This is a genomic window from Methylobacterium sp. Leaf466 (assembly GCF_001425565.1).
Classification (GTDB): Bacteria; Pseudomonadota; Alphaproteobacteria; order Rhizobiales; family Beijerinckiaceae; genus Methylobacterium.
On the sequence record NZ_LMRC01000012.1, the window covers coordinates 84,123 to 95,202 of the forward strand.

General features: G+C 70.3%; 9 protein-coding genes and 2 pseudogenes. 5 read left to right on the forward strand and 6 right to left on the reverse strand.

Annotation, left to right across the window (positions count from 1 at the left end; genetic code table 11):
• Nucleotides 1-63: 63 nt before the first annotated feature.
• Both ASG59_RS06790 and ASG59_RS06795 read left to right on the forward strand, forming a co-directional pair.
• Nucleotides 64-1,104 carry a glycosyltransferase family 4 protein gene (locus ASG59_RS06790; protein ID WP_056284000.1) on the forward strand — a complete coding sequence of 347 codons (1,041 nt, stop codon included), beginning with the start codon at nt 64-66 and terminating at the stop codon, nt 1,102-1,104.
• Between the two features lie 8 nt (nt 1,105-1,112).
• Entirely contained in the window at nt 1,113-2,303 is a 1,191-nt protein-coding gene (locus ASG59_RS06795; RefSeq protein WP_056408055.1) for a glycosyltransferase family 4 protein, read from the forward strand.
• On the opposite strand, the gene ASG59_RS06800 is transcribed toward ASG59_RS06795, so the two are convergent.
• Nucleotides 2,291-3,274, reverse strand: a complete 984-nt coding sequence (locus tag ASG59_RS06800) for a hypothetical protein (protein ID WP_056407669.1) — start codon at nt 3,272-3,274, stop codon at nt 2,291-2,293. The genes ASG59_RS06795 and ASG59_RS06800 overlap by 13 nt on opposite strands.
• Before the next feature lie 127 nt (nt 3,275-3,401).
• Between ASG59_RS06800 and ASG59_RS06805 the strand changes: the two genes are divergently transcribed.
• The 3 genes from ASG59_RS06805 (at nt 3,402) to ASG59_RS06815 (ending at nt 5,150) form a co-directional block, all read left to right on the forward strand.
• Complete coding sequence (locus tag ASG59_RS06805) at nt 3,402-4,010, forward strand: hypothetical protein (protein WP_056284006.1); 609 nt, start codon at nt 3,402-3,404, stop codon at nt 4,008-4,010.
• A gap of 112 nt (nt 4,011-4,122) precedes the next feature.
• Nucleotides 4,123-4,329: a hypothetical protein gene (locus tag ASG59_RS06810; RefSeq protein WP_055886372.1), complete on the forward strand. Its 207-nt coding sequence runs from the start codon at nt 4,123-4,125 to the stop codon at nt 4,327-4,329.
• Between the two features lie 521 nt (nt 4,330-4,850).
• On the forward strand, nt 4,851-5,150 hold the full coding sequence (locus ASG59_RS06815; RefSeq protein ID WP_056407671.1) for a hypothetical protein: 300 nt from the start codon (nt 4,851-4,853) through the stop codon (nt 5,148-5,150).
• A gap of 152 nt (nt 5,151-5,302) precedes the next feature.
• Here ASG59_RS06815 and ASG59_RS20335 read toward each other — a convergent pair.
• The 5 genes and pseudogenes from ASG59_RS20335 to ASG59_RS21210 form a co-directional block, all read right to left on the reverse strand.
• Nucleotides 5,303-5,416, reverse strand: a pseudogene (locus tag ASG59_RS20335) (IS5/IS1182 family transposase); the annotation flags it as partial.
• Between the two features lie 148 nt (nt 5,417-5,564).
• Nucleotides 5,565-7,538 (reverse strand): cellulose synthase catalytic subunit, encoded by a 1,974-nt coding sequence (locus ASG59_RS06825; protein WP_056407675.1) that lies wholly within the window; start codon nt 7,536-7,538, stop codon nt 5,565-5,567.
• Between the two features lie 6 nt (nt 7,539-7,544).
• Nucleotides 7,545-8,774, reverse strand: a complete 1,230-nt coding sequence (locus ASG59_RS06830; RefSeq protein ID WP_244475658.1) for a hypothetical protein — start codon at nt 8,772-8,774, stop codon at nt 7,545-7,547.
• The gene (locus ASG59_RS06835) at nt 8,771-10,186 is read right to left on the reverse strand and encodes an HlyD family secretion protein (RefSeq protein ID WP_056407677.1); all 1,416 of its coding nucleotides are present in this window, start codon (nt 10,184-10,186) and stop codon (nt 8,771-8,773) included. The genes ASG59_RS06830 and ASG59_RS06835 overlap by 4 nt, the downstream gene beginning before the upstream one ends.
• A 662-nt stretch (nt 10,187-10,848) precedes the next feature.
• Nucleotides 10,849-11,033, reverse strand: a pseudogene (locus ASG59_RS21210) (IS630 family transposase); the annotation flags it as partial.
• Nucleotides 11,034-11,080: the final 47 nt, after the last annotated feature.

Consider the following 11,080-nt stretch of genomic DNA (forward strand, 5'->3'; position numbering starts at 1 on the left):
GATAGCGTCAAAACGAGCGCCAGTGCATCACCAAATGTTAATTCCAACGCTAAAGTACAGCCGATGATCAGGGTCGCACAGGTCGCACCCAATATTTTCCCGACCCCGCCCCTCCATCATGGAGGCACGGAGCGCGTCGTTCACGATCTGGGTGTGGCGCTGCGGGGTCTGGGCGTCGAGGTAACCCTGTTCGCCCCCTCCGACAGTGTGACAGATCTCCCTCGCGTCGGGGATTATCCCAGCCTCGCCGCCCTCGAGGCCCGCGAGGGCAAGGTCGCGCCGGGGGTGCCCGCAGCCCTGGAAGCGCTGCAGATGGAGGCGCTTGCCCGCCGCCTCGACGCGTTCGACATCGTCCATTGCCACGGCGAATTCGCCCATGCCGCGATCCTGGGTGTGCGGCGATGCCGCAGCCTGACGACGGTGCACTGGCGCGTGGACGAGCGTGACCGCGCGCTGTTCTTTTCCGGCTTTCCCGACCTGCCGGTGGCGGCGATCTCGGCGGCGCAGGAGGCCGGCATTCCGGCACCGAACCGCGCCGGCATCGTCCACCACGGCATCGCCCGCGACCGCTACGCCCTGCGCACCGACCCCGAGGGCGGCCTCGCCTTCGTCGGGCGGATGACCGACCAGAAGCGGCCCGATACGGCGATCCGCGTCGCGCGGGCGGCCGGCCTTCCCATCCGCCTCGCCGGGACCGTGGATGTCGGAAACCCGGGCTATTTCGACCGGGCGGTCCGCCCGCTCCTGGGAGAGGATGCGGTCTACGTCGGCCCGGTGGACGACCGCGCCAAGGGGCTGCTTCTCGGCGACGCCCGCGCCCTCCTGTTTCCGATCGACTGGCCCGAGCCGTTCGGCCTCGTGATGATCGAGGCCATGGCCTGCGGCACCCCGGTGATCGCCTGGAACCGCGGCTCGGTGCCCGAGATCGTCGAGGACGGGATCACGGGCTTCGTCGTTTCCTCCGAGGCCGAGGCGGTCGCGGCGGTGGCGCGGGTGGGAGAGCTCGACCGCACGCAGGTCCGCCGCCGCTTCGAGGCGCGCTTCACCGCCGCGCGCATGGCCGCGGACTATCTCGCGATCTACCGCCGGCTGCTCGCGGCGTGAGCGCCCGCCTGCGCACGGCGCTGCTCGCCTGGGATTATCCGCCGGCCACGAGCGGCCTCTCCACCGCCGCCCGCGAGATCGCGGAAAGCCTCGGCGGGCGCGATGTCCATGTCACCGTGTTCACCCTCGACCGGATCGGCGCGGGCGAGGCCGGCGGGGTGGCCATCGAGGGCATCGGCCTCCCGCCCGGCTCGCCCCTCGCGCGGCTGCGGCTGTGGGGATCGGCCGGGCATCTCGCGGCACCGCTGGCGTTTCGCCGGGCGGTGCTGCGCGCCCATGCCCGCCGACCGTTCGACTGCATCGAGGCGACCAACTGGTACGCGCCGGCCGCCCTCCTCGCGGGCGGGGCCGGGCCGCCCCTGGTGACCCGCAACTCGACGCCCGCCGCCTTCACGCGCGAGCCGCCGACATCCCTGCGCGACCGCCTCGACGGTCTGGCCGCCGACCGGCTCGAGCGCCGGCAGGCCAGGCGGAGCGCCGGACTGATCTCGAACACCGCCGATCATGCCGTTCGGATGACGGCGCTCTACGGCCTTCGTCCGGAGCAGCCTCACGCGGTGGCGGGCCTGAGCCTTCCCCCGGAAATGCGGGAGCGTGGCCGATCCGCCCCCTACCCGGGGGTCGAGGGCGGTCCGGTGCGCCTGCTGTTCGTCGGTCGGGCCGAGGCGCGCAAGGGCTTCGATCTCCTGCTCTCGGCCGCCGCGATCCTCGACGCCGATTGCGAGGCGGGGAGGCTGCCCCCCTTCGAGATCGCCCTCGTCGGCGTGGCGGCGGCCGACCTGCCGGTGGCCTGCCCGGCATCGGCCCGGCGGCGATTGCGGCCGCTGGGCCGGATCGACGCCGCCGCCCTCGACAGGGCCTACGCCACGGCCCATGCGGTCCTCGCCCCCTCGCGCTACGAGAGCTTCGGCCTCGTCTACCAGGAGGCCCTGGCCTACGGTCGTCCGGTGGTGGCCTGCGCCGAGGATGCCAGTGCCCGCGCCTTCGTCGGCGGCCCGGGCGCGGGACTCCTGGCGCGAGAGGCGACGGGTGCCGCCCTCGCCGACGCCGTGCGACCGCTGCTCCTCGATTCCGCCCTGCGCCTGACGCTGCGGGACAGGGCGCTCGCGGCCGCCGGCGCCTTCGACCGGGCGCGGCTCGGGGACGAGACGCTGGCCCTCTACGAACGGGCCATCGCGGCGGCGCGTCAGGGCCGGTAGGGGCGCAGCAGCGCCTCCTCCTCCTCCGGCCGCCCCCGGCCGGGATCCATCGCCTCGTAGCGCCGGGAGCGCGCCGCGACATGGGCCCGGGACAGGCGGTGTTCGATGGCGCCGTGGAGCGCGATGAAGCTGCGGCGCCAGTCGCCGCCGAGGTCCGGGCGCTCGTGGACCCGCCCCCGGTAGCGCAGGCCGGCACGCGCGAGGCGATACTGGACGTCCGGATGCACGTCCGACAGCACCCCGTCGACGCGATTGTGCCGGGGCAGCCCGATCGACAGGATCTCTCCGTCCTCGGCGAGGTCGACGAGGGCCGGCAGCAGGTCTGCCACGGTGGGCGGGAGATCCTCGTCGGCGTCGAGCTGGAGCATCCACGGGCTGCGTGCCAGGTCCTGCAACGCATTGCGCTGGGCCGCGAAATCGCCGCCGAGCGGGCGGGCGGCGATCCGCACGGCCCCGGCCGGAAAACCCGCGATCGAGGCCGGCGCCGGCGGTCGCCCGGGGGCATCGACGAGGATCGCCACGTCCGAGGTCCAGGCCGCGTGACCGGCAAGGCCGCCCAGCACGGCATCGAGATCGCCGGGACGGCACAGGAGGCCGAGGGAGACCTTTCCCGGCCGCGCCGATGCGAGGTCATAGACCTCGCCACGGCCGGCCCGCTCGGAATGCGGCCGGAGCAGTGCCGCGCGATCGGCTTCGCAGAGGGTGCGGATTCCCCGCCCGAGCGCGGTGGCGGCCGTGCGAAGGGTGTAGACGTCGAGGCCGTAGGGGGCCTCCGGCGCCAAGTTGAATGTTGGACCGGCCAGGGCCTGGACGAGATGCGTGCGGCATGTGCCGTGGTCCGCCTCTTCCTCGAACACGACGCCGCAGGAGGCGCAGACGATCGGAAAAACGCGCTGCCGTCCATCGGCATAGACGATGTGCCGTCGCGTCGGCGCCAGGGTATCGGCCAGGCAGACGAAGCAACGTCGCATGGTGCTTCCTCTCTGCCGTCCGCGCTCCCGCGGCGCGACCTTGCGTACACCATCGAGGCTCGGCGCGCATGACAGGGTGGCGCGTTTCATCTCAAAGGTCGCAGACCGCCTCGAGGAATCCGTCCCCATGCCGCCGTTCCCCGCCTTCGACGGATCGCGCGTCGCCATCGTCGGCAATGCACGCGAGATCGGCGACCGGGGCCGGGCGATCGACGCGGCCGATTGCGTGGTGCGCTTCAACAATGCTTGTGGGTTCGGCGGCGCGGCGGGCTCGCGGGTGACGGTCCTCGCCCTCGTCAATCGCGGCGGGCAGGCGCGCGCCTGGGTCGAGGACGGTGGCTTCCTCGATCGCCCGGTCGTCAGGCAGTCCGGCGGCTTCCTGCTGCCGTTTCCCGAACTCGCACCGGACGAGGAAGGGGCGCACGAGCGGGTGTGCTGGACGGCGCCGTTGCAGGGTCGCCTCGTCGACCGGCCGGTCCGGCTCCTGCCGTCGACGCTGCATGACCGCGCCCGGCACCTGCTGGTCGCGCGCGGCTGCGCCTCCCCGAACCCGAGCACCGGCTTTCTCGTCGCGCTCGCCGTCCTGGAGGACCGGGCCGCTTGCCTGCCCCCCATCGACGTCTACGGGTTCGGGTTCGCAGGCTGGGCCGGCCATCCGTGGGAGGCCGAGCGGGCGTGGTTCGAGGCGGGCCACGCCGCCGGACGGCTGCGGCTGCATCCCCTCGCCGCGACCTGATCGGACTGCCGGTCGCCACTGTCACGAACCCTGCCCGGGGCCGCTGCGCAGCCGAGGTCGGTAACCAACGGTTAACCATGTTGCGGACAGTCTCCCTCCACGAGGAGTGATCATGCCCGGACGCAATTTCGATCGCCTGAGCGAGGCTCAGCTCATCGCCGGCCGGACGGATACGCGCCGGGTCCATGTCGCACCGCTGGTGCGGACGACGGAGCCCAGGAGGGTATCCGAGCTCTTGGACGCCATCGACCAGATCGCCGAGGCGGCGATCGGCGAACGCAGCTTCCTCCACGTGAAGCCCACGAGGATCGGACGCTGAGCGTGCCCGGCTCGATGTCTTCCCGTCCTGCGCCGCCTCAGCAGGAATAGGGAACGAGCCGGGAGAAGCGCCCGACATCGGGCCTGTGGCAGACGCGAGGCTTGCGACCGACGATCTCTGCGTCCGCCGCACCGCGTCCGACCTTCGCGCCCATAGGCCGATGGTGCCACTGCGCCCCATGAGGGTCGGCGCCCCCGCGGGGCTGCGCCGTCGAAGGTCCGGATTGCACCAGCAGGAGCATGGCCGCGGTCGCCAGGAGGGTGATGCGCATGCTCGGCTCTCGGTCGCTGTTTCCGGTCCCCCTGCAAATGGTGAGGCCGTCCGCCGGGAACCACCGGCCGCGACCGTGAGGCGCGACGCCATTCCCCCCAACCCTCGTCCCGGCTTGTGGCCCTTCGGCTCGGCGACCCATCGCGCATCTTAGGAGCGCCGCCGCGGGCAAAGCTTGTGACGCCACGCTGGAGGAACAGGCCGAACCTTCCCTTGGTTGACGGTCACGAACACTCATCCAAGGACCACAGATGACCCTTCTTCGCACGCTGGTTGCCGCCACCGCCCTTTCGACGCTCACGGCCGCCACGGCCCTGGCGGCCCCTTGTGCCGTCGGAACGACCACCAACAGCCAGGGCAGCCAGGCATCCGCCGACAAGAGCTCGATGGTCGACGGCGCTTCCGATGCCAAGGTGACGCCCGGCGCGAAGGCGGAATCGCCCGGTACGGTCGGCGCGATGAACAACGTCGGCGCGAACACGCAGCCCGCCCCCGGCGAAAAGAAGCCTGCCGAGGGCCAGGTCGTGAAGCCCGGCAGCAACGACTGCTGAACCGCCACGCGGCCGAACTCGCCGCCGGGTTCGATTTCCGGCGGCGAGGTCTGGGCTTTCCCATGCTCGCATGGGGGGTGGTCGAGAGCTCGTACAACCGATTGCAGTCGCTCTCGTGTTCTTCCTGAGTTTGAGGTTTTCAGCTGCCGGCCTCATAACCAGCCGCCGACGGTTACGGCGAAGCAGACGGCGGCGAGATCGTTGGTCTCCACGCGGTCGTGGCGTGTGGCGATGCGGCAGAAGTCCTGGAGGCGACCGATCATTCGCCCGCTCGATGCCCCGCGTGTCCGTGGGCGAATGCGCCGCGACCTTCGCAAGTTGCACGTCCGTCAGCCAAAACTGGTCTACCGGCTTCTCTCAAAGACGCCCCGAATCACACCTGCGGCGTTCGCGCCATCGTGTTAGGCCCGGACGCTAGGCCGCCTGGAAGCACCGGTGGATCAGGCCGCGCAGGGCCACCCGCAGGTTCGCGGTGCGGGCGATCGGGTCGATCTCGGTCGTGAACAGCCGCAGGATCAGGCTGTGGCGCTGGCGCCGGTCGGGCTCCAGTCCGACGGCAAGCGTCCCGTCGGCGGAGGCGGTGAGCCGCGCGGCGATCCAGCCCGCCGGCGCGACGTGCACCCGCAGGGCATCGCCGGGGACGAGGATGTCGGGGTCGCCCCGCAGCCGCAGGTGCGCCGTGGTCATCCCGAGGCTCGTCAGCGTCCCGTCGTAGGTGGCACCCCCGATTTGGATCTCGGCCGGTTCGTCGACGGCGAATTCCTCGGCGCCCCGCGGCCGCTCGAAGCAGACGAGGAAGGCGACGAAGGTGAACGCCATCGCGACGCCGGCCCAGATCAGGTTGAAGTAGTCGAGGGGCGAGATCTCGGTGGCTCCGACGGGCGAGACGAACGACCACACGATCGAGGCCGCCGAGAGCAGTGCGATCCCGCCGAAGCCCGCCGCCATGCGTCCGCGCACCGTCGAGACCGAGCGGTCGCCGCCCTTGTCGGTCACCTTGAAGGGCCGCCCGAACGGACGGATCGCCGCCGAGACGAGCGTGACGGTGATGGCCAGCGCGGTCATGATGTGGGTCACCTCCATGAACAGCGGCAGCGTGCGCCGCCCGGAGACCCAGCCGCTGTAGACCCACAAAGCCAGCAGCGCCGGCAGGCCGTAGCGCAGGAACGACAGGTAGTCGGCATAGAAGGCCGGCATGTCGAAGAACCAGTAGATCGACGGGGCCACCAGCATCAGCACGATGAACGGCTTGCACAGCCAGTTCAGCACCCCGTGCAGGTAGTGTAGCCGCTCCCGCATCGCATAGCCGGGACCGCGGAACGGGCCATGCTTCAGGAGCGCCACCTGGATCGTGCCGAGGCACCAGCGCGTGCGCTGGGTGATGTACTCCGGCAGGCCCTCCGCCGAGAGGCCGGCGCTGAGGCGCTCGTTCAGCCAATGGGTCCGGTAGCCGTGGCGCATCAGCGAATAGGTGAGGTTGATGTCCTCGCAGATCGCGTCGTGGGGGAAGCCGCCCATCTCGTTGACGCGGTCCCGGCGCACCAGGAACGAGGTGCCGACGCAGAAGGCGCAGCCCCAGGCGTCCTTGGCCGGCTGGAACACGTCGAAGAAGATGCGCTGGTCGTCGACCCAGGCGTCGGCGGCCATCAGGTTGTGCTGGATCGGATCGGCGTTGAAGAAGAACTGCGGGGTCTGCACCACGGCGCAGCGCGGGTCGTGGAACAGCCCCACCGCCCGCTTGAGGATGTTGGGTGCCACCGCGAAGTCGGCATCGAGCACGAGGATGATCGGCGCGTTGCTGCGTGTTTCGGTCAGGCGCAGGGCGTTGTTGAGGTTGCCCGCCTTCGCGCCCTCGTTGTCGGCCCGGGTGAGATAATTGGCCCCGACCTCCTCGCAGAAATCCTTGAGCCAGCCGCGGCGGGTGTCGTCGCAGACCCAGACGGTGACGTTGGGATAGTCCACCGCCAGGGCCGGGATGATCGACTTCTCGACCACGTCGAGGGGCTCGTTGTAGGTGCAGATGAAGATGTCCACCGCCGGCCACTCGCCGCTGGCGGCGAGCCTGGCGCCCTCGCGGTCGGCCTCGGCCGAGCGATCCTTGAACCGGACCAGGATGACGATCGACATCAGCGTGTAGAGGATCGCCACCATCTCGAAGCCGAAGAACAGGTACGGCCACAGCTTGTCGAGGCCGGGCTCGATCCGCGGCAGCGTGTCGTGCCAGCGCCAGAGCGCGTAGCAGAGGATGAAGGTGGCGGTGACCGCGCCGAATAGGACGCGGGAGGCCGCGCTCGCCCTGTCGAGCAGGCCCGCCATCACCAGGAGGCCGAGCAGGATGCCGAGATCCAGGGTGAGAACCGCGGCGACGTCGGTGGGGGCTTCGAACATCGTCGTCTACTCCGCGGTCCGGCCGGTGAAGGGGTTCCAGCCGGTGGCGGCGAGCGCGGCCCAGGCGGTCGCGCCGAGGTGCGGCCGGCGGAAGTAGAAGAAGTCCGGTTCCTTGCTCGCCGGGCCGATGGCGATACCGGTGGTGAGGCGGGCCACGTTCGCGGCGTAGAGGTATCCGGATGGCGAGACCTGCCCTGACAGCCCGTTGAGGAGCCGCATGGCCTCCGGCACCCTGCCGAGCGCCCGCAGGGTCAGTGCCGCCTGCGCCGTCCCCTCGATCCAGAGTCCGTCGCGATCCTCGTTGAAGTCGAAGCCGCCGGGCACCCCCATGTGGGCCTCGGCATAGGCGTAGGCGGCCCGCCAGGACGCGGGCGCCCCGAGAACGCCGATCAGCGGCCAGAGCTGGGTGTCGAGCGCGGTGTGAGCGATGGGCTGCAGGGCGCCGTCCGGCACGGTGCCGAGGCGGAACAGGCCGGGATCGGCCACGAAGGCCGCGTCGAGGAAGCCGCGGGCGGTCTTCGCCATGGCGGCGTCCTCCGGCCGGCCGTCGAGGCGGTGGAGCCAGGCGGCGACGGCGTGGACGTCGAGGTTGTGCTCGGTGGACTTCCAGGCGAGCGGCGTCTGCACCGGGTCGAACCCGTCGACCCCGCCCGAAAACCCTTCCGGGGGGCGGCGGTCGCGGGTGTGCTCGCCGATCCAGCCGAGCATCCGGCGCGCACCGGCCCGGTAGCTGCCGTCGGGGGCGGCCTGGTCGAGGGTCAGCAGCGCCAGGGCGGCCCAGGCGACGTTGCCGGTGGCGGTGCCGTCCTGGTAGGCGTCTTCGGCCCAGAGGTTCTTCTTGGCGTCCCACCAGCCCGGCATCGGCGGCGGTCCGTCGCCGACGGGGCCGGCGCGGTAGGCGTTGCGCACTCGCCCGTCCGAGAATGTGCGGTCGTGGGACAGCCCATGCAGGAGGGCGTCGCCGATCCGCCGGGCGCGGGGGACGTCGCCGCAGGCCACCAGGGCGATGGCCGCCAGCGCGTTGTCGTACGTGAAGGCCGATTGGCGCAGGGGAGGCGGCAACTCCGCCTCGCCCTCCCCCGGCCGATAGCTGGCGACGAACACCGGGCCGGAGCCGGCCGCATCGACGCCCGCGCCGAGCGCCGCGCAGAGCGGCGTGGCGGTCGGGTGGCGCGGGCCGGCCGCCGCGGGCATGGCGGCCAGCATCAGGGCGATGGCGGCGATCCGCACGATCACCGCAGAGTCTCGGTCCGGCGACCGTCGTGGCCTTCGTCGCGGGCCGCATCCGCATCGCTCACCGGCGAGATCCAGGCGGCGACCCTGCGCATGCCGTGGGACATGGTGACGGCGACCTCGCGGACGTTCGTGCTGACGGCCGTCCAGCCGGCCTGCGCCTCCGGGCCGGTGAAGCCCGACGCCACCGCTTTCCACGCCACCGAGGCCGAGGGGATCCAGCCGTTCTCGCGGGTGATCGTCACCCACTGGCCGACGGAGCAGGGACTGGTGCGGGCCTGCGGCCGCGGGCGATCGGTGGATGCATCACCCTCGGCACGGTCGAGGCTGACGAGCACGTACATCTCGCGCCGCTCGGTCTGGGGGAACGGCACCGCGTATTGCTGGTCGGTCTTGTCGCTGGTCTTTGGCAGGATCTCGCTCACCCGGCCCGGCTGCGGCTCGCTCGAACCGGCGGACGAGATCGTCACCGGAGTGCCGACGGCGAGATCCTGCGCCTGACGATACGAGAAGATGCCCACCGCGAAGGCCTGCTCGCAATCGACCAGCGTGGCGACGGAATCGCCGGGATTGACGTGGCGCCCCTGCGCTGCGCCGAGGCTGAGGACGACGCCGCCGTTCGTCGCGCGCAACTGCGCGTCGGTGAGGCTGTCGAGGCGCTTGCGCTCCGCGTCGAGCAGGGCCGTCTGGGTCTTCAGGCTGGAGGTGAGCTGGGTCTCCTCGATCGCCAGGCGCTGGGCGTCGAAGGCGAGGTCGCGCCGCTTCTGCGTGAGGACGGCGAGGCTGTTGGACTGGTTGCCGACGAAGACGTTCTTGCGCACCGCGGCGAGTTCGGCGGACTTCTGCGCGAGCTTGGCGCTCTCGGCATCCTTGTCGAACCGGGCCGCCTCGAGCTTGTACTGGGTGGGGCGCACCAGATCGATGCTGGCGGCGTTGCGGTCGACCATCGACTGCTGGCGGTCGACCACCGCCTTGGTCGATTGACCCTCGGCGTTGGCCACCCCGACACGGGCCCTGGCCTCCGTCACCTCGCCTTCGAGCTTGGCCACGGTCTGCTCGACCTGCCGCTTGATCTCGGCATCCAGCGCCGCGACGTAGGCCTCGTCGGATTCCCGCTTCTGCCGGGCAGCGAGAAGGGAGCCGCGCAGTTCGGAGACCTTGCCGTCCAGGGTGATCAGGGTGGTGCGGTCGATGCGGGCGTTGTGGATGCGCGCCACGGTTTCGCCGGGCGCCAGCCGTTGCCCGATGCCGGGGGCGATCTCGGTCATCTCGCCGGCGATGGGCGCGGTGAGGAGGCTGATCGGCGCGTTGATCACCGCCCGGTCGGACTGGTCGGCCAACAGCGGCGGCAAGGTCGCCGTCGTCATCAGCAACGCCAGCACCGTCGCGACGGAATAGGCGGAGATGCGGACCATCCGCGTATGATTTCGGTTGTGCCCGTTGTGCGGCGCAACAAAAGACCCCGCCGAAGCGGAGGTGGAGGATTTCGGGGTCATGGGGAGGGCCCTTGCAAGAAGAAACGGAAGTCCGGCGGGGGTGCGACAGTCCCGATGCTTCAAGGATTGAAGTCGTTCGGGGCCACGCGCGTCGGTAGTGTTTCCTCGCGCTCTGCCGATGATATGGCGATTTCGAATCGCTCGACGTCGTGCAGATCGTTAACGGTAATACAAGTGTTCGATAAAATCAAACCGGTTATATTTATACGAAGTGAGCATAATTGATCGATATTGACTTATATTGCCAGAGGCGATCCCGGTCTGAAAATCGCATCGACCTCATAATATTCGGCGTTCATGTTGTAAGGCTGCGCTTTTACCAAAGCGCGCGATGCCATCCCGATCTCGACGACATCGCATTACCCAGGACCGGAAGCCACGGACGACATCGTTTCGTGCCCGCGCCGTGCCGACACCCGCTCACAACGGCGGTGCAGCAAAAACCGTTCCGTTAATAAAACGTTGCAATTTTACACTCAATTCTGGGGTAAAACCCTTCGTCGGTGCAGTCCAACGCCCTTTGCGGGGCGGCCCGTGTCGGTTCGACCGCGCGCATTCCCCTTGCTCGGTCGTACTTTGCTGGGCACGGCGAGGCCGTGAGCGCTGTGCCGGCCGGCTCCGTCGAGGATGAGCACGGCGTGGGCGGTGGGATCGACGCTGCGGCCGATCTCGGCGCGGTGCGCGTTGATCGCCGAGGCGTCGCAGCGGGGTATGACGAGACCGGCCCCCTGCCCTTCTCCGGGCAGATCGCCGCGACGACGTAGGCGTCGCCCGTCGCCGGTGCGAGATCGGAAACGATGCCCCCCACGGGCG